Below are 25,586 nucleotides of genomic sequence, written 5' to 3'. Positions count from 1 at the left end.
ATTAATAATTAAGAATTAATAGGTGCCACACCAAAATTAGTAATCGGGCAACTCTTATCGTTGCAGAGAGTTTGCGCGCTGTTTTTCTGCGACACTGGAACAATTATTAATTATTAATTACTAATTCTTAATTAATCCGTAACCTTTTCCGCTCATCCCTAGTCTGATACTTTGAAACCGGTTGAAAAAATATTTCCTGAAAGATGTAACCTCAAAAACAAAAGGGTAGTCTGACAAGAAAGAAACTCTTAAAAAAACTAATTATAAATTCATTAAAATCATTAAAATGGAAACAGGTCAATTAGCAATACTCTGGTTAATCATATCGTTTGTAAGCGGCTTTGCAATGATATTTGGATGGCGCTACCTCGTAAACAAAGAAAACATGGCATTGATTGACAGAGGCATAAACCCTAAGGAATTCGCCAATATTCCCGCTCCTTACCGTAGCCTGAAATGGGGCCTGTTGCTCATCGGTTCCGGTATCGGATTAGCGCTCGCTTACGTAGTAACTCAACACATCTTAAATACTGAAAACCCAGCGCTCTGGTTCGCTTTCATCGCTATCGGCGGCGGTATCGGACTAGTCTACTCTTACAAAATAGAGAAGAAAGAAGTGTTGGATCAGCAGCGTGAGATAAAGAATGCCGCTTAAGGACGAATTAATAATTAATAATTAAGAATTAATAGGGCAGCAGTATTAGTGAGGTACCATCTCGCTCAATGATTAGCAGAAAAGATCACATTTATTTTTTCTGCAGCGCAGAAGCGTTATTAATTTTTAATTATTAATTATTAATTGAACTACTCTGTTCTCAAGCTCTCCACCGGATTCACCATCGCTGATCTCACTGCCTGAATACTTACCGTTATTAGTGCAAATGCAATGGCTACAAACGCTGCCAACATAAACACCCACACATTGATATTGGTACGGTAAGCAAAATCATTCAGCCATTCATGCATAAAGTAATAAGCCAGCGGACTTGCAATAACAATTGCAACCAATACAAGCTTTACAAAATCTTTCGACAACATTGTGGTGATATTTATAACGGAAGCGCCAAGCACTTTGCGAATGCCTATTTCCTTTGTTCTTTGTTGCGCTGTAAACACTGCAAGGCCAAACAAACCGAGGCATGAAATAAAAATAGAAATGCCCGTGAAAATGCTTACAATGCTCATCGTTTTTACTTCTGCATTATAGTTGCGTTGAAAATCCTGATCAAGAAAACTGTAATCAAAAGGCTCATCTGCACAATACTTTTTCCATTTGTCAGAAAGCATATTTAGCAGCTTGTCCATGTTCGCTGTTTTGGCATGAACAATCAGGTAATTAAAGTTTGTGTTGCTTGCCAAAAAGAAAGCATAAGGCGAAATGCTATGATGCAGATCTTCAAAATGAAAATCTTTTACAACGCCAACAATTTCAAGGGTTGTAAACTCCGGAGAACCGGGCGCGCCCCATAAAAGTTTTTGGCCAATTGCCTTATCTGCCGGAATGGAAAATTTGTTTAAAGTTGCTTCATTCACCACCATTTTGTTATTAGTATCGCTCATGATGTCGCGTGAAAAAAGACGCCCCTGTTTTAGTTCGAAGCCCATCATTTGTAAGTAGTCCGGCGCAACAGCATTTGTTTTCATCAGTTGCACTTCATTCATGTTTTGTTCAGGTTTGCGAACGCTGAAATCCGATGCATTAAAAATACCGGGATAGTAGTCAGCACCGGAAACACCGAGAACGAGATTGCTTTGCATAATATCGTTCTTTAAACCTGTATATGCAGCACGTGTCTGGGCACTGCGCAAGGGAATGATCACTTGTTGATCCTGAGTAAAACCCAATGGCTGATCATGCATGAACTTCATTTGTTTTTGGATGATCAATGTTGCTAAAACAAGCACTATGGAAATGACAAACTGAAATACAACAAGACCTTTGCGGAGAGAGGTGGCAGAAATAGAATTTGCAAAACGTCCTTTCAAAACCTGTGCGGGCTTGAAAACAGAAAGATAAAATGCGGGATAACTTCCTGCAATAAATCCTGTAGCAATGGCCAGTAAAACAAAGCAACTAAGTATAGAAGGCTTCAATACATCACTTATTGTAAAGCTTTTTCCGGTAAGTAAATTGAATGATGGAAGCACCAGCGCTACAACAAACAAAGCAATGATGAGTGATAACAGGCACAGCACCATAGACTCACCAAGGAATTGTTTTACCAGTTCACTTTTTTCTGCACCCAAAACTTTTCTAACACCTACTTCCACAGCGCGTTTTGCTGATCTTGCAGTGGAAAGATTCATGAAGTTGATGCAGGCAATGATCAATGTGAAAGCTGCAATACAACCAAGTATGTACAAGTAAGTTTTGCTATTGGTAGAAGTAACCACGCTGTTAATTGCACTGTATAAATGAATATCTGCAACAGGCAACAAATGCATGTACTTTTTAAATCCTGCAACTTTCAAATCGTTATTGGCAAAGCGTTCCATGTATGCAGGCAACTTGCGTTCCAATTGCTTCGCATTTGTGCCTGGACGCAAGCGCAGGTAGGTATAGAACATGTTGTTGTAAGAAAAATTCAGCGTATTGCCACGCAGAAATTGACCCACCCAACCAGATGAGATCGGTACAAAAAAGTTTGCATTGATATGCGAACGACTGTTTTCACTTTTGAAAACACCTGTTACTTTAAATGGTTCTCCATTGCCCGTGGTGCCGCCAACAGTAACCGTTTTATTGATAGCGGATTCGCTTCCAAAAAGTTTCTGGGCCGTGTTTTCTGATAAAACAATTGTATTCGGTTCTTGCAATGCAGTCGCAGGATTGCCTGCTGCAAAGCGATACGTGAAAACATCAAAGAAAGTAGAATCGACTGCATAGCCATTGTCTTCATAAATGGATTGAGCGATTTTGCCATCCTCATGTGTTTGTAATAAAGTTTTTGCTGCTACCATGTTTACAAACAAACGAGTTGACTGTTCCACTTCGGGGAAATATTGCTTGAGCGTAAATGCATATGGAGCGGCTATTGCAGCACCTTCTTTTCTGCTGCCTCCAAAATAACTTTCCGAACGGATAATGTATATGTCCTTTGCATGACGATGATGTTTGTCAAAAGACAGCTCACTCAAAATGTAAAGCAGCAACAACATGCAACAAGCCATTCCGATAGCAAGACCGAAAAGGTTGATGCTCGAAAAGAGTTTGCTTCTCGATAAGTTTCGCAGTGCTATTTTAAAGTAATTGATAAGCATAGTGCTTATCTCAGGGCGAAGCTAATGCCAAAACTATAGCGTGCTGATTATTATGTAATTATGTTTTGCGGAGCTAAAATAAAGTGTACGAATTCGAACAAAAAGTGTACGGTGAGAGAATGTACGAAGTGTTGAGAAAGGATGTATGAAGTACGATGTACGGTGTACGAAATTCATTGGGATGTAATACTCTAAAGAATATCGTACATCGAACATCGTACACCGTACACATGATTTTATTTTTTCACTGCTTCCAGTGCTTTCTTAATCATTTCATCATCGGCATTAAGGATCTCATAAAGTCCTTCATTGCGCCAGATCTGTCGTCCCAGCAAAGCTTTCAAATGATCTTTCAAAAAGTCTTTGTCCTTTGCGGAGATGCTGTTTACAGACAAAGAATCTTTTGAAGCAAAGTTTGCAAACGCGTTCCACATGTCTTCTTCCTTATCGAATTTTTGCGCAAACTCAACACCGGAGTGATAAGCAGTCAGCTCGTTTTTATTTTGTACATAGTATTGGTAAACAAAATTGCTCACCGTGGTACGGTTCAGTACTTTGTTCACACTTGCTGAAATCATGCTGGTATCAAACGGAACGAAAACATCCGGCATAATGCCGCCACCGCCGTAAACGGTTCGCCCGCCCTTGGTTTGATACGCTTTGCCATTTTGAACTTTGTTGCTATCCGCATTTACAAGTTCGCCATGTTGATAGCGCTTCAAAAGATCGTTACCGTAGTCGCCATTACCATCATGCGTGTAAGGTTTTTGAATGCTGCGGCCGCTTGGTGTGTAATATCTCGCTACCGTAAGTCTTAATGCAGCGCCATCGCTAAGATCGTATTGCTCCTGCACCAGGCCCTTGCCGAAAGTTCTTCTGCCTATGATTGTTGCCCTGTCCCAATCCTGTAAAGCACCGGTAAGCACCTCGCTTGCGCTCGCAGAGTTTTCATCCACCAACACCACCAGTTTGCCTTTCTCAAAAATACCATCACGTTTGCAGCGGTATTCCTGGCGAGGCATTTTATCGCCTTGGGTATAGACAATCAATTTATTTCCATCCAAAAATTCATCTGCAATATCAACAGCTTCGGTAAGGATGCCGCCGCCATTGCCGCGCAGGTCCAGTACCAGCTGGGAAATTTTTTGTTTTTGCAACTTTTCCAGGGAAGCCATGAACTCCTCGTAAGTTGTTTCCGAAAATTTATTAATGCGGATATAGCCGGTTGAAGAATCGAGCTTGTAGGAAGCGTCAATAGACGGAATGGGAATCAATCCGCGGTTAATAGTGAATTGTTGTAGTTTGCCATTTCTCATCATCGTCACCAAAACTTTGCTGGCACCGGGACCGCGCAACAGATTGCGGATACGTGCATTGGTGATCTTGTTACCTGCAACAACACTGTCGCCCACTTTCACAAATTTATCACCCACCTGTAATCCTGCTTTTTCACTCGGGCCGCCCTGCAATACATTGATAACGTTTACTGTATCATTAAAAATCTGGAACTCAACACCAATGCCCTGGAAATTTCCCTGCAGGTCCTCATTTATTTCACTTAAGTCTACTGCAGGAATATATACCGAGTGGGGATCAAGTTTAGCCAGCATCGCCTGCGCCATGTCACCATTCAAAGTGTCTGTAATAGGATCAACATATTTTGCATTCACCAGGTCCACCACTTCCTGTAGCGGGCTTCTTTTTCCCGGCAACATCAAGATTCCACGAGTTTGTGAACCGTTTCCTCTAAGCAAATATCCAAGCGTCATACCGAGTACCATTACCAAAGCGAAAAGCAAAGGCAACCATACCTGTATTTTTTTGTTATTAGAATTTCTGTGCATTTCCATAAATAAGGTTGCAAATTACCGGAAATATCCAAACTTGTTTTGCCGATTGTAATTAATTTGTAACTAGTTAAGCAAAAAATAAAAAGTAAAAATTTAAAAGTAAAAAGCGGTTACGATTAAATGCTTTGTTTAATGTTTGGTAAAAGTGTGTTGTTGTTGCATTCTCGTTTTTTTACTTTTACTTTTTTATTTTTTACTTAACAATCAATAAGTTAGTTGAGAAAATTTTGGAAGGAATATCACTTTGCTTGTTTTTTTAAGGTAGTATTGTGATAACGATGCAAGATATTTGCCTGCTGAATTTTCCCGGCCCCAAGCCTGACAACATTTTTACTTAATATTAATTTCCAAATCATCCATTATGGCCCTATTAATAGCAGACAGCGGCTCTACAAAATGCGAATGGTGTGTAGTTGACGGAAAGAAGACGAAAAGGGTTTTCACAACAGGCATCAGTCCGTACTTTTTGAATGGCGACGAAATAAAAGCCCTCATAGAAAAAGAACTGGTAGGCAAGCTGAAAAACGTAAGCATCGAGGAGATCTTTTATTACGGAACCGGATGCAAAAACCCGGATAACCGGAAAATGGTTAAAAAGGCGCTGCAAAAAGTGTTTACAGAGGCAGAAATAAATGTCGACCATGATCTTAATGGCGCGGCCAAAGGCTTATGCGGAGATAAAAAAGGCGTGGCCTGTATTTTGGGCACCGGCAGCAGTTCTTCATTCTACAACGGAAGTAAAATCATAAAAGAAAGAACCGGGCTTGGCTACATTTTGGGAGATGAAGGAAGCGGCGCTTACCTGGGTAAAAATGTCGTGCAATATTACTTGTATGGCACGTTTGACGAGGAATTAAAATATCGTTTCGAGGAAAAATTTGGCGTGTCCGAAGCAGATATGTTAACCAATGTTTACAAAGGCGAATTTCCCAATCGCTACCTCGCCTCGTTTGCGGTATTTCTTGCTGAAAACCGCGGCCACTTTATGATTGAGAACATTATTGAAGACGGCCTGAACGACTTCTTCTTCCACCATATTTGCAAGTTTACCGAAAGCTGGAACAATCCTATCAATTTTGTAGGAAGCATTGCTTATGGTTTTAAGGATGTAATTACAGAACTTTGTCACAGCTATGAGTTTGAAATGGGCAATATTTTAAAGAATCCGATGGATGGGCTCATTAAATATCATAGCAAGTAACGTGAATTAGAAATTAATAATTAATAATTAAGAATTAATAGGGCTGCATTCGCTATTGAAGGCAATCATTATTTGTCAGGTGTTTTCCGGTTTAATTATTAATTATTAATTATTAATTCGCTCCGCGTCAACTAACAACTTGATCCAATGTTTATTCAAACCACAGAACAGTCCAGTCGCTACAGGCATTTGGAAAAGATGACCGTACATGATCTACTCGCAAACATGAATACGGAAGACAAAACTGTGCCTATAGCAGTTGAAAAAGCAATCCCCCAAATAGAAAAGTTGGTCAATGCGATCGCCGATAAGATGTTGGCGGGCGGTCGTCTGTTTTACATGGGAGCCGGAACCAGTGGCAGATTGGGCATTTTAGATGCGAGTGAAATTCCACCTACATATGGCATGCCGCAGGGATTAATTATTGGTATCATTGCCGGTGGCGAAAAAGCCATTCAGATACCTGTGGAAAATGCGGAAGACAGCACCACGCAAGGTTGGAAAGATCTGCAAAGCCATTTTATAAGCGAAAAGGATGTAGTCATAGGCATTGCCGCCAGCGGCACAACGCCTTACGTGATAAGCGCGCTGGATGAATGCAGAAAGCACAACATTATAACCGGATCAATTAGTTGTAATGAAAATGCGCCTATTAGTGCCAGTGCAGATTTTCCGGTTGAAGTCATCGTAGGTCCCGAGTTCATCACCGGTAGCACCCGCATGAAAAGCGGCACCGCACAAAAGCTGGTGTTGAATATGATCTCCACCACGCTCATGATACAGCTGGGAAGGGTAGAAGATAACAAGATGGTGAACATGCAGCTTACCAACGCCAAACTGATAGAGCGTGGCACAAAAATGTTAATGGAAAAAGCAGGCATTACCGATGCCCATAAGGCAAAAGAATTGCTGCTGAAATATGGTAGCGTGAAGCGAGCGATGGATAATTTGTAAATTTGAAAATTTGAAAGTTTGGAAATGGGGGAACGCAGGAACGCAGATTTTCATGATTGTCATGATTTGCAATGATTTTTCGATTTAAGATTTTATGCACAGTGGATCGATGGCTAACGGGTTTTCAAGCTTTACAGAAGGCATTCTTAATTCTTAATTCCTAATTCTTAATTGAATAGCGCTCTATTAATTATTCATTATTAATTATTAATTATTCAAAATGCACGAAATAGAACCTTTTTATAACTGGCGGCACATATATACCAGCGAGGAAGACGAGCGGTCGCCTTTTTATGGAAGGGTGTACTCTGAATTCGAGTTTACACACACGGTGTATAACTACTACATACACCCGCAGTGGGATGAATTTGGCTCACGCACCCTGTACATGAAGGAAATAATGGCCGACTACGAAGAGAAATACGTGATCCTGGAAATGATCGGCGAATGGAACGACGCCATTGAAAACGACATCATGACCCTGAAACGGGATGTGATTGACAAAATGGAATACGAAGGCATCACGAAATTTATTCTGATAACGGAAAATGTGCTTAATTTCCATAGCGGCGACAAGGATTATTACCAGGAATGGTTTGAAGAAGTGACCGATAACGAGGGCTGGATCGTGTGCCTTAACATGCCGGAACAAACGCAGTATGACTTCAAAAAGGCAAAACTGAATTACTATGTCGAGCTGATGGAAATTGATAACTGGCGGATTTACAAGCCATACCATCTTTTCAAGAAAATTGACCAACAGATTTTAAATCGCCTGCAATAGCTATAAATACTGCATTTAACAAAGAATGGCTTTATTTGAATAACGTAACACATTTTCAAAATAAATTTTGATAGTTTCAAATAGTTTATATTTTTGACAAATAATGATCAACTCGAAAAAGCATAACCGATTTTATTTTTACTTCTTCTTTAGCCAGAAGCCGGGATTGCTTTTGTTGAATCGTCGTTAAATAAAAACAACTAACAACATAAATGAATCCCGGCAGAAACGCCGGGATTTTTTGTTTTAAACCGTAACAAAAATGAAAGTTTCGATTCAGGGATACGAAGGTAGTTTTCACCAGGTGGCCGCAAGGCAGTTTTTCGGGAAAGACGTAGAGGTCATTACCTGTCCGAATTTTCGTGACGTGGTAAAAGTGGCATCTAACAAAAAGGAAAGTGATGGCGGCGTGATGGCCATCGAAAATTCTATTGCCGGAAGCATCTTGCCCAACTACAATTTGCTTCAGAAAAGCAAATTGAAGGTTGTGGGAGAAGTTTACCTTCATATCGCGCAAAACCTGATGGTAAACCGCGGCGTAAAACTGGAAGATATACGAGAAGTTCACTCACACCCCATGGCGATTTTGCAGTGTATAGATTTCCTCGAAAAGCATAACTGGAAATTGGTAGAAACGGAAGATACCGCACTCAGTGCAAAACATGTTCACCAGCACAAAAGCAAGCACATCGCCGCCATCGCCAGCAAACTCGCCGCAGAACTCTTCGATCTCGACATGATCGCCCCAAACATCCACACGCTAAAGAACAACTACACAAGGTTCCTGATATTGCAGCCAGAAAATATAGCACAGGAAATATCCAACGCAGACAAAGCTTCTATCAACTTCCACACAGATCATTCAAGAGGCAGTCTCGCAAAAGTGCTCACCAATATCGCCGACGGCGGCATCAACCTTAGCAAATTACAGAGCTTCCCCATTCCGGGCAGCGACTTTAAATACTCTTTTCACGCAGATATGGAATTCGATTCATTGGATCAATTCAACACAGTAGTGGAAAAAATAACACCGATGACTGAAGAATTGAAGGTGTACGGAGTGTACAAGAAAGGCGTGTTAAAACCGTAGGGGCGAATCGAATTCGCCCTGTAGCACCGAAACGATGTTTCAATTGAAAATTGAAAGTTGAAAATGAGGTGCGAAACAATCGGAACTTGAGTAAACGTTTTTTGAATTTTGAATTTTAATTTTTGAATTATAAACATGCAGACAGCAAACAGGTTAAACGGAATAGGCGAATACTACTTTTCACAAAAGTTGCGTGAAATAGGCGAGCTGAACAAGGCTGGAAAAAACATCATCAATTTAGGAATTGGAAGTCCTGATTTGCCGCCACACCCCGATGTGATCAAAACACTACAGGAAGAAAGCGCAAAGCCAAACGTGCACGCATACCAGAGCTATCAAGGTTCTCCTGTTTTGCGCAAAGCTGTCAGCGATTGGTACAAAAAATGGTACAATGTAGACCTGAATCCTGATACGGAAATTTTGCCATTGATCGGCAGTAAAGAAGGCATCATGCACATTTGCATGACTTACCTGAATGAAGGCGATAAAGTATTGGTGCCAAATCCCGGTTATCCAACCTACACAAGTGCTGCAAAACTTGCCGGAGGATCACCTTTGTACTACGATCTTACGGAAGCAAACAACTGGTTCCCTGATTTTGAAGCACTTGAAAAAGTGGTAAAAGAACAAGGCAATGTTAAGCTGATGTTCGTTAACTACCCGCATATGCCAACCGGTCAACTGCCTACCAAGAAAGCGTTTGAGGCCGTTGTAGCATTTGCCAGAAAAAATAATTTGTTACTTGTTCACGATAATCCGTACAGCTTCATTTTAAATGAACAACCGGAAAGTTTACTATCTGTAGAAGGTGCAAAAGATGTTGTGATAGAATTGAACTCACTGAGTAAAAGCCAGAACATGGCCGGTTGGAGAGTAGGTGTTTTAGTTGCAGCAAAAGAAAGAATAGAAGAAGTGCTGCGCTTCAAAAGCAACATGGACAGCGGGATGTTCCTGCCCGTACAACTGGCAGCAGCAACGGCTTTGAACCTCGGTAAAGAATGGTACGACAGCGTGAATAATGTTTACCGTGAAAGAAGAAAAAAAGTATTTCAATTGCTCGATATGTTGCAATGCGAGTACGACACCACACAGGCCGGAATGTTTGTTTGGGCAAAAATACCGGAAACTTACGCTGATGGGTATGCGCTAAGCGATAAAGTGTTGTATGAGTCAAATGTATTCATTACGCCGGGCGGCATATTTGGCAGCAATGGCAATGGTTACATCCGTGTGAGCCTTTGTGCGCCGGTAGAAAAGTTTGAAGAAGCGATTAAGAGAATTGAAAGTTGAAAATTGAAAATTGAAAATGAGGACGCTGTAGGGGCGAATCGCATTCGCCCTGCTGCACCCAAACGATGCTACAGTTGAAAAACAGAAAATTGAAAAATTTCAAAGCATAAACCAATGGAACGAAAAAGAATTGCAATCGTCGGTATAGGTCTCATAGGAGGATCAATGGCTTTGCAGTTAAATGCAAACGGTATCGCATCCAACATCATTGGTGTTGATGCAAGTCCCGCGCATTTGCAGAAAGCACTTGCTCTTGGCCTGATCGACGAAGCAATGGACCTGGACAAAGCCATCGCAAACTGCGATGTAATTGCTTTAGCCATTCCGGTAGATAAAATGATTGAAATACTGCCGTCGATACTTGATAAAGTGAACGACAAGCAGGTGGTATTCGACATGGGATCAACAAAACATCTTTTGATAGAAGCAGTTCGTAACCATCCAAAACGTAAAAGATTCGTTGCCTCGCATCCTATGTGGGGCACGGAGTATAGCGGGCCCGAAGCAGCAGTAAAAGGAGCGTTTGAGAACAAAGCCGTTGTAATCTGCAACGCATCAGATAGTGATGAAGATGCAGTGGCGATGGTGAGATTTATCTACAAAAAAATAGGCATGCACCAGATAGAAATGGATGCTTATGCCCACGACCTGCACGCGGCGTACATCAGTCACATTTCACATATCACCTCGTTTGCATTGGCAAATACGGTGTTGGAGAAAGAAAAAGAAGACAATGCAATTTTTGAATTGGCAAGTGGCGGTTTTGAAAGCACGGTGCGCCTCGCGAAAAGCAATCCCAACATGTGGGTGCCAATATTCAGGCAAAACCGTGACAATGTGCTCGATGTATTGAACGAACACATTACACAGTTGAAAAAGTTCAAGGCATGTTTGGAAAAAGAGAATTACGATTACTTACTTGAACTCATTGAAAACGCAAACAAAATCAGAAGGATTATAAAATAGCTAAATGCTGAACGCTGAACGCCTAAAGCAAAACGCAGAGCTACAAAGTCGACGAATCTGAAGAATAGCCAACACTCAGGTACAGCGTTAAGCGTTAAGCATTTAGCGTTCCGCTCAAATTCAATAACTTTACAATCTCATACAATGCAAGCAACAGATCAAACCATGAAAGAACAAGTACAATCACTGTGGACAAGCAAAAGACCGTTGATCATTTCCGGTCCATGCAGCGCAGAAACCGAAAGCCAGATGCTGGAAACAGCACAGCGCCTTGCCGCAACAGGCAAAGTAGACATGCTTCGTGCAGGTATATGGAAACCGCGTACAAGACCGGGCATGTTTGAAGGAATTGGTGTGAAAGGATTACCCTGGTTGTTACAGGCAAAAAAAATTACCGGTTTGCCAACAACAGTAGAAGTAGCTACCGCAAAGCAAGTGGAAGATGCACTGAGCTTTGATGTAGACGTTCTTTGGATTGGTGCCAGAACAACTGTAAACCCGTTCAGCGTTCAGGAAGTAGCAGATGCACTTCGCGGTGTTGATATTCCTGTATTGATCAAAAACCCGATCAACCCTGATCTTGAACTATGGACAGGTGCCGTTGAGCGTGTACAAAAAGCAGGCATTAAACAAGTTGGTTTGATTCACCGTGGATTCAGTTCTTACGGTAATAGCGAATACCGCAATGCGCCTATGTGGCACCTTGCCATTGAAATGAAACGCCGCAATCCAGAATTGCCAATCATTTGCGACCCTTCTCACATCAGCGGCCGCAGAGATATTTTGCAAGCCGTTTCACAAAAAAGCGTTGACCTTGATTACGATGGCTTGATGATCGAGAGCCACATCGATCCGGACAATGCATGGAGCGATGCAAAACAGCAAATCACTCCTGAGCGTTTGGCAGAATTGCTTAACGACATCGTTTGGAGAAAAGAAGATGTTAACTCAGAAGAATATCATGCCGCATTGGAAAAATTGCGTCAACAAATCAATCACCTTGATGATGAGTTAATGCAAATCCTTGCACAGCGTATGAAAGTGGCTGACAAGATCGGTCAGTACAAAAAAGAAAACAGCATCACGATCTTACAAACAAACCGCTGGAATGAAATTCTTGAGCGTGCATTCAAAAAAGGTGAAGCAATGGGCCTTAGCAAAGAGTTCATCACCAAATACTACGATGCACTGCACATGGAAAGCATCAACCACCAGAATAAGATCATGAATGATTAAAATACTGGAACGCAGATTATCATGATTTTCATGATTGGTTATGATTAGAAATTTGGTGTTTGATATTTGAGATGCAACGCAATCAAAAGAAAGCACTGGTTAATATCAGATTTTGGATATCAAATCTCAAATCAAAAAAATCATCTCAAATCATGACAATCATGGTAATCTGCGTTCCTTCTCTCTACCATGAAAAAACTAACTTACAAGTTCTCTACTGCTTCAACCTCTTTTTATTTCGATACAGCATTCGCTGATCTAAAAACAATTGTAGACAAACAAAATGCAGTTGTTATCACGGATGAAAATGTTTTCGCCAACCACGAAAAGAAACTCAAAGGCTGGAACGTAATTGTTCTGAAAGCCGGAGAAGCGTATAAGATCCAACCGACTGTTGATACTGTAATTGAACAGCTGATAGCATTTGGTGCCGACAGAAAAACTTTCCTGGTAGGCATCGGCGGTGGTGTTATCACTGACATCACAGGATACGTTGCCGCAATTTACATGCGTGGATTGCGATTTGGGTTCATACCCACTACAATTCTTGCAATGGTAGACGCAGCAATTGGTGGAAAGAATGGAATTGATGTAGGCGTGTATAAAAACATGGTGGGCACTATTCGTCAGCCGGAGTTTTTGTTGTACGATTACAGTTTATTGAAATCATTGCCTGAAAGTCAGTGGATAAACGGCTTCGCAGAAATTATTAAACATGCATGCATTAAGGATGCGCGAATGTTTAAACTGCTGGAAGAAAAAACACTTGCAAATTTTCAAAAGAATAAAACATTGTTGTCTGCATTGATCCAGGCCAATGTTAAAATAAAAGCGGGTGTTGTTCAACGTGATGAATTCGAACAGGGTGAAAGACGTTTGCTCAACTACGGACATACTTTGGGACATGCGGTAGAAAATATGTACGAGCTTGGTCATGGTGAAGCTATATCAATTGGTATGACTACAGCAGCCATGATCTCAAAGCAATTGCTTGGTTTCAAACAATCAGAAAAAGTAATTGCTTTATTGAGCAAGTATGGTTTACCAACTGTTGCCGAGTACGATAAAGAGAAAGCGTTTGATATTCTTACACACGATAAGAAAAAAGTGCGCAACGAAATGAACTACATTCTGCTTGAAAAAATTGGAAAGGGCGTTGTAAAACCCATTCCATTGAACGAACTGAAATCGTTGATTTAGAAAGAGCACGCTGATTTTCATGATCGTCATGATTTATTATGATAGAAAAATTAGATCTTGACAAATCATGACAATCATGAAAATCAGCGTTCCAATTAAAACAAAATTATGAACGTAACCATACAACCATCTTCTATCACAGGATCCATTGTGGCGGCGGCTTCTAAGAGCTCCATGCAGCGTGCATGTGCGGCGGCGCTGTTGCATCACGGAACAACGATCATACACAATCCGGGGCATAGCAATGATGATAATGCAGCCATTGATGTAATCCAGCAAATGGGCGCAAAGACTTCTTTAGTGGGCGAAGAATTGCATGTAACAAGCAATGGTGTAAATGCAGAAAACGAAAGAATAAACTGCGGCGAAAGTGGTTTGGGAATTCGCATGTTTGCTCCGATCATTTCTATGAACAAAGTACCTATCACTATCAATGGAGAGGGTAGTTTGCTCAAAAGGCCAATGGATTTTTTCGATGAAGTATTACCTGATCTCGGAATACAGGTAAAATCAAACGATGGTAAATTACCGTTGGTAGTAAAAGGTCCTTTGCAAACAAAAGAGATCACCATCGATGGATCATTAAGTTCCCAGTTTCTTACAGGTTTGTTGTTTGCTTACTCTGCATCTGTTACAGAACCAACAACGATAAACGTAACCAATTTAAAAAGCAAGCCTTACATCGATCTTACGTTGAAAGTACTGGCTCACTTCGGTTATAAAATTGAGAATAGAAACTACGAGCAATTCATAATAAGTCCTTCTAACAACTCAGAACCAACAACTATCAACTACACTGTTGAAGGAGATTGGAGCGGTGCTGCATTCTTGTTGGTAGCAGGTGCCATTGCCGGAAAAATTACGGTGAAAGGATTGGACGTATTTTCAACGCAGGCAGATAAAGCGATCTTGCAGGCTCTCGCTGATAGCAAGGCAAGCTTGTCAATACAGGAGTCACAAATAGAGATCGGTCCTGGTGCATTACAGGCCTTTCATTTCGATGCAACAGAATGTCCGGACTTGTTCCCTCCTTTGGTTGCTTTGGCCTCGTATTGCGCCGGAAAAACGGTAATAGAAGGTGCCAACCGTTTAACGCATAAAGAAAGTAACCGTGCCCTCACATTGCAGGAAGAATTCGGCAAAATGGGCATTCAAATAGATTTACAGGACGACCTGATGATCGTACATGGAGGAACCGGTGTGAAAGGTGCAATAGTGCATTCTCACCACGACCACAGAATTGCGATGGCATGTGCCGTTGCCGGATTAAAAGCAAACGGCGAAACTACCATCGAAGTCGCCGAAGCGATCAATAAATCGTATCCTGATTTTTATGAGCATATAAAAAAATTAGGCACTATGGTGTTAGAGGCTGAGGTAAGTAAAAAGTAAAAAGGCAAAAGTCAAAAAACGAGGACTCAGATTTTTGACTTTTGATTTTTGAATTTTGACTTCAATAAAATTGTTAAGATTAAAACTTAAAGCTTTGAACTCATTCGGACGTATTTTTCGAGTAAACATATTTGGTGAATCGCATGGCGAAGGCGTTGGTGTTTTGATCGATGGTGTACCTGCGGGATTGCCTTTGAAAACAGACGATTTTTTGCCTGATCTGGAGCGTCGTAAAGGCGGTCAGCAGAAAGGTACAACACCGCGCAAGGAGGACGATTTTCCGTTCTTTAAAAGTGGTTTGTTTAACGACAAGGCAACAGGCGCACCTATTACTATTTTGTTTGAGAACAACAATACGCGTTCCGGCGATTATGCCAAACAACGAGCAGTGCCAAGGCCAGGCCACGCGGATTTTGTTGCCAGTAAAAAATTTGGTGGTAACGAAGATTATCGGGGCGGTGGTCACTTCAGTGGCAGGCTTACGGTTGGCTTAGTGGCTGCAGGTGTTGTGGCGAAGAAAATATTAGGCGACATTAAAGTGGAAGCGACCATAACAGAGGTAGGAGGAGAGAAAGATGTAGAGAAGGGTTTGCAAAAAGCCATTGAAGCGAAAGACTCTGTTGGCGGCATTGTTGAATGTCGCGTAAGCGGATTGCCGATTGGCTTGGGTGAGCCATTTTTCGATTCTGTAGAATCATTGTTGGGCCACGCTGTGTTTGCCATTCCAGCCGTTCGTGGCGTGGAGTTTGGAACGGGTTTTGCCGCGGCTAAGATGTTTGGTGTTGAACACAACGATGCCATTGAAAATGCAGAAGGAAAAACAGTTACCAATCATGCAGGTGGCGTTGTAGGGGGAATTACAAATGGTAATGAATTGGTTTTTCGCATTGCGATAAAACCAACGTCTTCCACACCAAAAGATCAGTTTACATTGAACTGGGAAACCAATGAAATGGAGACATTTTCTGTAAAAGGACGTCACGATCTGTGCATTGCATTGCGTGTACCGCCAGTATTGGAAGCGGTTACAGCAATTGTGCTTGCAGATTTGATGTTGCTTGAGCAACAAGTAAAACGAATAATTTGAGAGATGGAACACAGATTGTCAAGATTGTCAAGATTGTCAAGATTTTTTCTAATCATAATAAATCATGACAATCATGAAAATCTGCCTGCCCGACTAAAGTCATTCAGGCGGGCGTTCCTCTCTCGTTAAACATCATACGATGGCTATCATTTATCATGTTACTACCGTGGCGGCATGGAACGCGGCAAAAGAAAAAGGCAGTTACGAAGATCCTTCTCTTGCAAAGGAAGGCTTTATTCATGCCAGTGAAGCACAACAGGTAGACGGTGTGCTGAAAAGATATTTTGCAGGCAAAACAGACCTTGTAAAACTCACCATCGACACTGATAAATTGAAGAGCCAACTCGTTTACGAATGGTCGCCCTCCGTGCAGGAACAATTTCCTCACATCTACGGACCTATCAACCTCGACGCAGTTATAAGTGAAGATCCGCTATAGGACTATTTTCAATTTTCAATTGTCTCCATGCATTCTTACATCATCAACGCCTCTATCCAAATTCTTCCTGTGGTACAAGACAAACATCCATATGAATGGGTAGATGAAGCAATCGCTGTTATTCAAAAGTCAAACGTGAAATACGAAGTAGGTGCATTTTCAACAGTGGTAGAAGGGAAATACAGTGATGTAATGCAACTCATCAACGATATTAACGAGTATCTCTATCAACGTGAATGTAATGAATGGATCACCAGTGTGCAAATTCAAATTCGCAGCAAAGGCGATATAACAGGAGATGAAAAAACCGAAAAATTCAAGTAGGAATGGGCACACAGATGACACGGATTGGACTGATTTACACGGATCAATGATTGAATAACTGAATGACTGAATAACTGAAACGCAAGGTTGAAGTTGTACTCAGTCATTCAGTTACTCAGTTATTCAGTCATTCAAAAATCAGTGCAAATCAGCCCAATCAGTGTCATCTGTGTGCCGCTCTTTTCAAATCCCGAAAGCTCAAATCCATCACATCGTAATCCTTTGAGTTTCCAAAGCTATAGTGCCACCATTCTGTTTCCAGTGCTTTGAAGCCGTTTTTTTCCATCACTTCGCGCAAGAATTTTCTGTTTTTTAACACATTTTCGGGCAGATTCTTAAAGTCATGATGGGCCGAATCTGTAAAGTTGTCAAAATCAGTTCCCATATCTACATTTTTTCCTGTGGCAACATCAACCAAAGTGAGGTCCACTGTAGTACCGCGATTATGCCCACTTCCATTTACGGGATTTGCCACATAACGTTCATCCTTAATGAGTATCCACATTTTTTGAGAAACACTATAAGGTCGATAGGCATCAAAAATTTTTAGGGAATAACCTTTTGCCGTACATTCGCCCTGTACTTTATCAAGAGCTTTTGCGGCAGCAAGTCGCAAATATGAATAACCGATTCGAGGGTACAGTTGTTGATGTGTGAAGTTGTTAGTTGTTGCGTAACGTAGGTCAAATTGTATTCCGGTAATACTTCCAATACTCACCATTCGCTGGTTACTATCAAGAGCCACTATTTTTTCATACTGTTTTACATCTTTGACCACATATAAACCTTGCCCAGTCGTGCATTGGGCGAGCAAAATGAAAAACATTGTTAATCGGAAAAAAAGAAATTGATTCATTGGGTTGAGAGTATGTGTTTTATGTTGTATTATTCGCCCTGAATTTAAGAATCTGTATTTATTTTATGAAGCTGTATCAATTGTGTTTTGTAAAAAGATTGATTTTCCCCCTATTCTTTATCGTAGTTTCACTGGTTGCCTGTAACAATAACAGCTCCAAAAAACCGGCAGAAAAAGTAATTGTTGACAAGCCGGAACAAATGGAAACCGTGGTAAGCGAAAATATAGATGAACTGTTGACTTATCTAAAAGGAAATGACGGGAAATTAAACGACTCTGTTAAAGTAGCTTTACTTCAGCAGGTTGATAAAGTATATCAAAATACCAGTTTTCGTACCATCTGGAGCAAAGACCAAAAATGGCAACCTATTGCAGATTCTATGTTTTACATGGTGATGCATGCCAAAGAATACGGGCTGTTTCCAACTGATTATCACGCCGAGATCTTAAATGATTTTCACAATAAAATTATCGCAGATCCTTCCTCAAAAAAGAACGCCATACTCTGGACAAGGGCCGATGTGTTGCTAACTGACGCATGGTTTGGAATGGCTAAAGATTTGAAGTTGGGCAGATTGGAGAAAGACAGCGTGACATTAAGAATTGATTCGCTGGTAAATGACGAATATTTCTTTAACAAATTTCAAGGTGCCATTGCAAGCGGGAATGTATTGGGTGTATTAAGAGAACAGGAACCAACCAACAGGTTTTATGTGGCACTAAAAGAAGCATTGCCGTCGTTCCTTGACACCGCAAAGTTTAAGCGGGTTGTTTACATCACTTACCCCGGCAAAGATTCAATGTCGTTGAATACGCAGGTGCAGCAAAGACTAGTGGAAGAGGGGTATATCGCGGCGCCACTTGCCGCAGGCGATTCGGCAGGATTGAAAAAGGTGTTGACCGCGTTTCAACACGTTAAAAAAATCAAAGAAACAGGAAAAATCAATGAGTCTGTCGTAAGAAATTTAAATTATACCGATTGGGAAAAGTTCAAACGGATTGCCCTTAATCTTGACCGTTATAAGCAACTTCCTGATTCATTACCGGAAGCCTATGCCTGGGTAAATTTGCCAGCATTCTCTCTTCGTGTGTTTGACACAGATACCATCGCGTTGCAATCGAAAGTTATTTGCGGAAGCCCTATTACACGTACTCCTTTGCTTACAAGTGCCATTTCAAATTTTATCACCTATCCGCAATGGACAGTACCTTATAGCATCATCTTCAAAGAAATGCTTCCACGCATTCAAAAAAATACCGACTATCTTGATAAGCAGAATTTGATGGTGATAGATGCCAACGATAGCGTGATCGATCCTAAAACAATTGACTGGGCAAAGCTCAATAAAACGCATTTTCCTTATTTGCTGAAACAACGCCAGGGTGATGATAATTCGTTAGGTGTGATCAAATTTAATTTTCCAAATAAGTATAGTGTATACATGCATGATACCAATGCGCGAAAATTATTTAGTAACTCGTACAGAGCGTTAAGTCATGGATGTGTACGTGTACAGGACTGGCGAATATTTTCTGATTATTTGATAAGAAATGATACAACGAAGTTTCCTGCAGATACCATTAATGCGTGGATGGCAAGGCAGGAAAAGCATGTTGTTTCAGGGTTTAAGAGATTGCCTTTGTACATAAGATACAATACTTGCGAAGGCAACGATGGTAAAGTGAAATTTTATGATGATATTTATGGAGTAGACCGAATGTTGAGCGAGAAATATTTTGCCAATAAAAACGTTTATTAATTTCCATAAATAAATCCTATGATTCGACTATTGATTGTTTGTTCACTGTTTTTTGGACAGTGCGTGATGGCTGCGCCAACCGTGCGAACGGTACGAACGCATGATCCCGTGCCTGCAAAACGGGTTGTAAATCTGCAGAAAATCCAGTACGGAACTGCCAGTTATTACTCGGATAAATTCGAGGGTAAAAAAACGGCAAACGGTGAAATTTTTCATCAAAAAAACATGACCTGTGCCCACAACGGATTACCATTTGGTACTTGGTTAAAAGTAACCAATAGAAAAAATGGCAAATGGGTGTATGTAAGAGTAACTGACCGCTTGCATGCAAAAAACAAGAGGGTAGTGGATCTTACAACAACTGCCGCAAAAAAACTGGGTTATTATAAGAAGGGCCTTACCAATGTAAAGGTTGAAGTATTGGGCAAGAAGAAGCCGGAATAATAGTAACCGAATAACTGATTAACTGAATAACTGAGTGGTTGTCAGTTAAGCAATCTGGCTGAACATAAACATTCAGTTACTCAGTTAATCAGTTATTCGGTTATTAAACCAAATCAATGTCAATATTTAGAAAGATCGATTATAATTCGCCGGTAGTATTATCTTACTTTTTTCTATCCGCAGCAACACTGGTGCTTGGATATGTAACGCAAGGATATACTACCGGCGTTTTTTTTAGCATATACCGCACGTCGTTTCTCGATCCGCTTTTGTATTTGCGCTTGTTTACCCACGTACTTGGACATGCGAATTTTACACACTTCATAAATAACTTTTTATTGCTGCTGATCGTTGGACCTATTTTGGAGGAGAAGTATGGATCAAAAAGATTGCTTACCATGATGCTCTTTACAGCTGTAATTACGGGTTTGGTTAATATTTTTTTGTTTCCTCAAACCGCTTTGCTTGGCGCAAGTGGCATCGTTTTCATGTGCATCCTGCTCGCGTCCATTACCAACTTTAAGAGCAACACTTTACCGCTTACATTTTTATTAGTTCTCGTAATTTATTTGGGGCAGGAATTGTACAGTGCCTTGCATGCGAAGGACAATATTTCGCATCTCACACATATAATCGGAGGGATTTGTGGAGCGGCTTTTGGGTTTAGAGGGAACAACAGAAATTAATAATTAATAATTAGCAATTAATACGCTGACGTTCTTTACTGAAGCCAGCCCTTCGTACGTTGAAACAGCAAGAAAATAACTTAATTAGCATTCTGCTACACCTATTAATTTTTAATTATTAATTATTAATTGAATCGTGCAACTAAATCGTCATCGAAAACAACCTCGTATCCGGCAACTTCCTATTCATTCTAAGATCAAATGCCATGCAGACGTTGCGGATAAATGGAATGCCGCTTTCATTTATTTGCAGGCCACTTTCATTCACTGTAAGAATATCGTCTTTTACAAACTCAGCCAGCTTCGTGATGACTTCATCCAGCCCTTCAAACTTTTCATTTGGTTGAGCCCAGGAGGTCCGTAATTGGCACATAATGTTCAATACGTGTTTGCGTATAACAAGATCTTCTCCGTCCAATAAATGGCCTCTAAATACCGGTAATTCGTCTTTTGCGAGCGCATCATAATATTCTTCCAGCGTTTTTACATTTTGTGCGAATGCATACCATGAATCGCTGATGGCAGAAACTCCAAGGCCAATCATCAATTGGGTTTTGGAAGAAGTGTAGCCCATAAAATTTCTGTGCAGTTTTTTATCGACTGCTGACGAATATAAACTGTCAGATTTTAGGGCAAAGTGATCCATGCCTATTTCCACATAGCCGTTCTCAAGAAAAAGTTTTTTTCCTAAGTTATACAAGGCGCGTTTCTCTTCATCTTTAGGAAGGTCATTTTCGTCAAATCCTCTTTGCCCGTTTCCTTTTAACCAGGGCACGTGCGCATAGCTGTAAAATGCAAGCCTGTCGGGCTTTAGCAGAATTGTTTTTTGTATAGTGTCGGCGATTGTCTCTAAAGTTTGTTTAGGCAAACCAAAAACAAGATCATGGCTGACTGAAGTGTAGCCAATTTCTTTCGCAAGCGTTGTTGCACGTTCAACATTTTCGAAAGGCTGAATGCGGTGTATCGCTTTTTGAATAACAGGATCATAATCCTGCACACCAAAGCTTACTCTTTTAAAACCGAAATCGTATAGTGTCTGTAAATGTTCTCTTGTAGTATTGTTTGGATGTCCTTCAAAACTAAACTCCCAATCATCGCATTGATCGGCGTGATTAAAAACGCCGTCGAGTAATTGACGCAAATTATTTGGAGAGAAAAAAGTAGGGGTGCCGCCACCAAAATGGATCTCTTTGATCAGTGGTCTTTCCTGAAGCAGATCGGTATACATTTGCCATTCTTTCAACACCGCCTTAATGTAAGGGTCCTCAACATCGTGATTTTTCGTGATTCTTTTATTGCATCCGCAGAATGTACAAAGGCTCTCGCAAAAGGGGAGATGGATATATAAACTAATGCCTTCTTTTTCATTGCTTTCAGCAAATGATTTGACTGCTGAAAATTTCCAGTCGTTTACATTGAAATTGCTTTCATCCCAATAAGGAACGGTAGGATAGCTCGTATATCTTGGTCCCGGAACATTGTACTTATGAATCAAACCTGTGTTCATCACATGAATTATGTCACAAATGTTACGAGAAGCTGCGGTAGAAATTATGATGAAAGTCAGGTTGGGGGAATGTGACAGGAGTATGACAATGGAATTAAGAATTAGGAATTAAGAATTAAGAATTCAATGTGTACGAGATGCAGAATAGATAAATGTCATTGATTCTGCGCCGTGGTCACGAACCACCTGCACTCAAAATGGTGAGTCCTGGTGGTGCATGCATAAAAAAAATGTAGCGTCCAATAATGAACGCTACACCTGAAATAATTCTTAATTCCTAATTCTTAATTCTTAATTTCTTCAATCACATTGCCCACACAACCGTTAGGCATCTGAATTTGCAGTAATGCCGCAATGGTCGGGGCAATATCCGTCATGTTAGCGTGTTTATTGCTTTTGCCGGATTTGATGTGCCATCCGTACCAAACCAATGGAATATGCGTATCGTAAGGGTTCCAGGTACCGTGCGTGGTGCCTGTGCGGCCAGAGCCTTCGTAGTAACCCGGGTTTAAAATGATTTGTATCGCGCCGCATCTTTTGAAATAATATCCATTTGCCACCATAGATTTTAGAGGTTCAATTGTCGAAGAACTTCCTACAGCAGCGATATCGATAGCTTGTGTAATGTTTGGCTGGCGGAGCAAATATGCAATGGTTTCTTTTTTGATCTTTTCAAAATCCAATTGTTGCGTATCAATTTTATCAAGATCAAAATTCACCTGGTAGTTCTTAATAGATCTGATCAAATTTGGCGTACCGAATTTAGTCGCCAGCATTTTATTCAAAGAATCTTTCAACGGATTTGAATTCCAGGTGTCCGCAGGTAGATTGTGTTTTGCCATGAAATCAACGTTGTGTGCAGCGCCGTGATCAGCAGAAAGGAATACAAGATATTGACCCTTACCAAGCTTCTGATCGAGCATGTTAAAGAAATCGGAAAGGTCCTTGTCTAGACGCAGATAAGTATCTTCTACCTCGATCGAGTTGGGGCCGTACATATGTCCTACGTAGTCCGTAGACGCGCAGTTAATGGTCAAAAAGTCTGTAACATCCCCTTGTCCGAGTTTATAGTTTTCAACTGCCTGTTGTGCAAACTCCAGTGTAAGTGTATTGCCAAAAGGTGTTGAGCGGAAAATGCCTTTCTTTTGTTTATAAAAATCATCTATCGCGTGAGGGAAAGTTGATGTTTTTTCACCCGGAAATTTTCCTTCATAAGATTGATCATCACTATCGCTCTGAACGTATGTTTTGATTGGATACATTGTGCTCCAACCTTTTTTGATCAACGCCTGAATGCGATTTTTGTCATTGTATTTGCTCACCCATGAAGGCAATTCCTTCATGTAGTAAGAGCTTGAAATAAAGTGGCCGCTTGCGTCATCCAGCCAGAAAGCAGCATTCGCTAAATGACCAGCAGGTAAAATAGAAGCTCTGTCTTTCAAAGACACACCCACTACTTTTGATCTGAAGTTTGTCGCCAAACGTAGCTCATCTGTAATGGTGGAAACAAGTAAATTTCTTGGAGACATCTTGCCATCTTCAGAATCATTTCCTACGCTTGTAACTGTACTATCATCTGTGCAGTAAACGTTTTTCCCGGTAAGTTGCTCGGTCCAGTCGTTGCCGGTAATGCCACTGATGGCAGGTACTGCACCGGTATATATCGTTGTGTGACCGACAGCAGTATAAGAAGGTAAATAGTTGATGAAAGTATTTTCGCAGGAAAATCCATCGTTCAATAATCTTTTAAAACCGCCGGCTTCGTAGCGGTCATAATAACGGTACAAATAATCCCAACGCATTTGGTCCACTACGATTCCCACTACAAGTTTGGGTCTTGGAACTGAATTTGCTGCCTGTTGTGCAAAAGATGCCGAGACAACGGTCAATAGTACTACTGAGAAGATTAAACGACGCATATTTTTTGAAAAAATTTTGGCAAAGATATAGTTGTGACAACTTCAAAGATAAACACAACAAAATGATAACACAGGTTGTATTAGTTTATCGTAAAAATACACCCGAAAAAATTTAATTGCTGTTATGGCTGACAATTACGACTGGAGCACTTTTACCAAACGAATTGACATTAAATGTTCTGAAAAGGCCGCATATGATGCATGGACAACGCAAAAGGGCCTTCAGAAATGGTTTCTTCGTTCGGCAACCTTTTCTTCGCCTACGGGCGCCACTCTTGCTGCAAATGAAAATATCAGCGCCGGAGATGCCTACAAATGGCACTGGTACGGCTATGACGACACCACGGTTGAATACGGCGAAATTGTGGAAGCAAATGGGGCAAATTTTCTATGTTTTACATTCTGTAGTGAAGCCGCCAAAACCGATATGCAGGTAAGTGTTTCCATTAAACAGGAATTAGGTGAAATTATCATAGAACTGAAACAGTTCAACATACCAACTGACGATAGAGGCAAGGCACTGTTTCATGTAGGCTGTATGGAGGGTTGGGTGTTCTATCTCGCCAATTTGAAATCTGTGCTGGAAGGAGGTGTTGATTTAAGAAATAAGAATGAACTGTTGAAGAAGATGGTGAACTCGTAGGAAGTGAGCACGCAGATGACGCTGATTTAGCAGATTAACACAGATTTTTGTTTGATGATGACCTTCTCGACAAATAGTTTGCACGTTTTATGTGCAAAAAAATTAGCGCAAATTAGTTCCATCAGTGTCGTCTGTGTGCTAACTTTTATCCCCAAGTCTAATTTCGACATACGTGTTGTTGATTGGTTTCTCCTCCGTCTCAAGACTAAGGAAGGTGGTGTTTCTCTGCCACGTTCTTCCTATTTGGTGCGTTCCTTTGATATTAATCTTTTTATCACCCTTTGTATTTAATGTATTTGTGATATAGCTGGTGAGAATTTTGTATTCCTTATTTGAATCTTTTGTGGAATTGGAAGACTTATGATAGAACTTCATGAATGAAACCATCTTAAGTTTGTTTGTACTGTCAAAACTCAATAACACGGTGATAAATTCTAGTCCTGCGATTTTTATTGGATTTTTTAACGCAGGTTGATATTGATAACCTTTGTGGCCCTTGTCCAGCGATTGTATCGGGCGCAAACCATTCTCAAACTTAGCAATAGTATCTCCCAGGTTAAATTGGTCAATGCCTGTGATTGCATTGTTCGTTACAGAAATTTGTGCGTGTAGAATACCTAAACTTAGCGAAAGCAAAATGGTAGCAATAATCGTTTTCATGAACAATGTGGGTAGGGTTAAAGTTTGTTTCTTATCT

The 25,586-nt window shown here is 40.7% G+C and carries 23 protein-coding genes; 17 read left to right on the top strand and 6 right to left on the bottom strand.

Features of this window, described 5'->3' with window-relative positions; all coding sequences use genetic code 11:
* Positions 1 to 286 precede the first annotated feature (286 nt).
* On the top strand, positions 287 to 655 hold the full coding sequence (locus KTO63_RS15320; RefSeq protein WP_217792249.1) for a DUF6249 domain-containing protein: 369 nt from the start codon (positions 287 to 289) through the stop codon (positions 653 to 655).
* A 149-nt stretch (positions 656 to 804) separates the two neighbouring features.
* Here KTO63_RS15320 and KTO63_RS15315 read toward each other — a convergent pair whose 3' ends face one another.
* Complete coding sequence (locus KTO63_RS15315; protein WP_217792248.1) at positions 805 to 3,261, bottom strand: ABC transporter permease; 2,457 nt, start codon at positions 3,259 to 3,261, stop codon at positions 805 to 807.
* Between the two features lie 236 nt (positions 3,262 to 3,497).
* Positions 3,498 to 5,111 (bottom strand): S41 family peptidase, encoded by a 1,614-nt coding sequence (locus KTO63_RS15310; RefSeq protein WP_232373196.1) that lies wholly within the window; start codon positions 5,109 to 5,111, stop codon positions 3,498 to 3,500.
* 361 nt (positions 5,112 to 5,472) lie between these two features.
* Between KTO63_RS15310 and KTO63_RS15305 the strand changes: the two genes are divergently transcribed.
* From KTO63_RS15305 to KTO63_RS15250, 12 genes are all read left to right on the top strand, one after another.
* Positions 5,473 to 6,312, top strand: coding sequence for an N-acetylglucosamine kinase (locus tag KTO63_RS15305; RefSeq protein ID WP_217792247.1), 840 nt, complete (start codon positions 5,473 to 5,475; stop codon positions 6,310 to 6,312).
* Between the two features lie 147 nt (positions 6,313 to 6,459).
* Complete coding sequence (murQ, locus tag KTO63_RS15300) at positions 6,460 to 7,266, top strand: N-acetylmuramic acid 6-phosphate etherase (RefSeq protein WP_217792246.1); 807 nt, start codon at positions 6,460 to 6,462, stop codon at positions 7,264 to 7,266.
* 220 nt (positions 7,267 to 7,486) lie between these two features.
* A complete protein-coding gene (locus tag KTO63_RS15295; protein ID WP_217792245.1) occupies positions 7,487 to 8,050 on the top strand; it encodes a hypothetical protein in 564 nt (187 codons plus the stop codon).
* 262 nt (positions 8,051 to 8,312) lie between these two features.
* Positions 8,313 to 9,140: a prephenate dehydratase gene (locus KTO63_RS15290; protein WP_217792244.1), complete on the top strand. Its 828-nt coding sequence runs from the start codon at positions 8,313 to 8,315 to the stop codon at positions 9,138 to 9,140.
* A 135-nt stretch (positions 9,141 to 9,275) separates the two neighbouring features.
* Positions 9,276 to 10,430 (top strand): pyridoxal phosphate-dependent aminotransferase, encoded by a 1,155-nt coding sequence (locus KTO63_RS15285; protein ID WP_217792243.1) that lies wholly within the window; start codon positions 9,276 to 9,278, stop codon positions 10,428 to 10,430.
* A gap of 114 nt (positions 10,431 to 10,544) precedes the next feature.
* A complete protein-coding gene (locus tag KTO63_RS15280) occupies positions 10,545 to 11,396 on the top strand; it encodes a prephenate dehydrogenase (RefSeq protein WP_217792242.1) in 852 nt (283 codons plus the stop codon).
* Positions 11,397 to 11,540: 144 nt separating this feature from the next.
* Complete coding sequence (locus KTO63_RS15275) at positions 11,541 to 12,632, top strand: chorismate mutase (protein WP_217792241.1); 1,092 nt, start codon at positions 11,541 to 11,543, stop codon at positions 12,630 to 12,632.
* Positions 12,633 to 12,821: 189 nt separating this feature from the next.
* On the top strand, positions 12,822 to 13,832 hold the full coding sequence (aroB, locus tag KTO63_RS15270) for a 3-dehydroquinate synthase (RefSeq protein WP_217792240.1): 1,011 nt from the start codon (positions 12,822 to 12,824) through the stop codon (positions 13,830 to 13,832).
* 108 nt (positions 13,833 to 13,940) lie between these two features.
* The gene (gene aroA, locus KTO63_RS15265; protein ID WP_217792239.1) at positions 13,941 to 15,224 is read left to right on the top strand and encodes a 3-phosphoshikimate 1-carboxyvinyltransferase; all 1,284 of its coding nucleotides are present in this window, start codon (positions 13,941 to 13,943) and stop codon (positions 15,222 to 15,224) included.
* A gap of 94 nt (positions 15,225 to 15,318) precedes the next feature.
* Positions 15,319 to 16,311, top strand: coding sequence for a chorismate synthase (locus tag KTO63_RS15260; RefSeq protein ID WP_217792238.1), 993 nt, complete (start codon positions 15,319 to 15,321; stop codon positions 16,309 to 16,311).
* Between the two features lie 139 nt (positions 16,312 to 16,450).
* Complete coding sequence (locus tag KTO63_RS15255; protein ID WP_217792237.1) at positions 16,451 to 16,750, top strand: DUF952 domain-containing protein; 300 nt, start codon at positions 16,451 to 16,453, stop codon at positions 16,748 to 16,750.
* A 27-nt stretch (positions 16,751 to 16,777) separates the two neighbouring features.
* Positions 16,778 to 17,074, top strand: coding sequence for a thiamine-binding protein (locus KTO63_RS15250; RefSeq protein WP_217792236.1), 297 nt, complete (start codon positions 16,778 to 16,780; stop codon positions 17,072 to 17,074).
* 163 nt (positions 17,075 to 17,237) lie between these two features.
* Here the strand turns inward: KTO63_RS15250 and KTO63_RS15245 are convergent, their stop codons facing one another.
* Positions 17,238 to 17,900: a M15 family metallopeptidase gene (locus KTO63_RS15245; RefSeq protein WP_217792235.1), complete on the bottom strand. Its 663-nt coding sequence runs from the start codon at positions 17,898 to 17,900 to the stop codon at positions 17,238 to 17,240.
* A gap of 95 nt (positions 17,901 to 17,995) precedes the next feature.
* Between KTO63_RS15245 and KTO63_RS15240 the strand changes: the two genes are divergently transcribed.
* The 3 genes from KTO63_RS15240 to KTO63_RS15230 all read left to right on the top strand — a co-directional run bounded on the left by KTO63_RS15240 (position 17,996) and on the right by KTO63_RS15230 (position 20,820).
* On the top strand, positions 17,996 to 19,690 hold the full coding sequence (locus tag KTO63_RS15240; protein WP_217792234.1) for a L,D-transpeptidase family protein: 1,695 nt from the start codon (positions 17,996 to 17,998) through the stop codon (positions 19,688 to 19,690).
* Positions 19,691 to 19,708: 18 nt separating this feature from the next.
* Positions 19,709 to 20,134, top strand: a complete 426-nt coding sequence (locus KTO63_RS15235) for a septal ring lytic transglycosylase RlpA family protein (RefSeq protein WP_217792232.1) — start codon at positions 19,709 to 19,711, stop codon at positions 20,132 to 20,134.
* Between the two features lie 116 nt (positions 20,135 to 20,250).
* On the top strand, positions 20,251 to 20,820 hold the full coding sequence (locus KTO63_RS15230) for a rhomboid family intramembrane serine protease (RefSeq protein ID WP_217792231.1): 570 nt from the start codon (positions 20,251 to 20,253) through the stop codon (positions 20,818 to 20,820).
* 142 nt (positions 20,821 to 20,962) lie between these two features.
* Here KTO63_RS15230 and hemN read toward each other — a convergent pair whose 3' ends face one another.
* Entirely contained in the window at positions 20,963 to 22,327 is a 1,365-nt protein-coding gene (gene hemN, locus KTO63_RS15225; protein ID WP_217792230.1) for an oxygen-independent coproporphyrinogen III oxidase, read from the bottom strand.
* 284 nt (positions 22,328 to 22,611) lie between these two features.
* Positions 22,612 to 24,246 carry an alkaline phosphatase PafA gene (pafA, locus tag KTO63_RS15220; RefSeq protein WP_217792228.1) on the bottom strand — a complete coding sequence of 545 codons (1,635 nt, stop codon included), beginning with the start codon at positions 24,244 to 24,246 and terminating at the stop codon, positions 22,612 to 22,614.
* A gap of 124 nt (positions 24,247 to 24,370) precedes the next feature.
* Between pafA and KTO63_RS15215 the strand changes: the two genes are divergently transcribed.
* On the top strand, positions 24,371 to 24,889 hold the full coding sequence (locus KTO63_RS15215; RefSeq protein ID WP_217792227.1) for an SRPBCC family protein: 519 nt from the start codon (positions 24,371 to 24,373) through the stop codon (positions 24,887 to 24,889).
* A 138-nt stretch (positions 24,890 to 25,027) separates the two neighbouring features.
* On the opposite strand, the gene KTO63_RS15210 is transcribed toward KTO63_RS15215, so the two are convergent.
* A complete protein-coding gene (locus KTO63_RS15210; RefSeq protein WP_217792226.1) occupies positions 25,028 to 25,549 on the bottom strand; it encodes a hypothetical protein in 522 nt (173 codons plus the stop codon).
* Positions 25,550 to 25,586: the final 37 nt, after the last annotated feature.

Origin of the sequence: Pinibacter aurantiacus (assembly GCF_019130065.1) — a bacterium.
GTDB classification, from domain to species: Bacteria; Bacteroidota; Bacteroidia; order Chitinophagales; family Chitinophagaceae; genus Pinibacter; species Pinibacter aurantiacus.
This window is presented reverse-complemented; position numbering and strand designations above follow the sequence as displayed.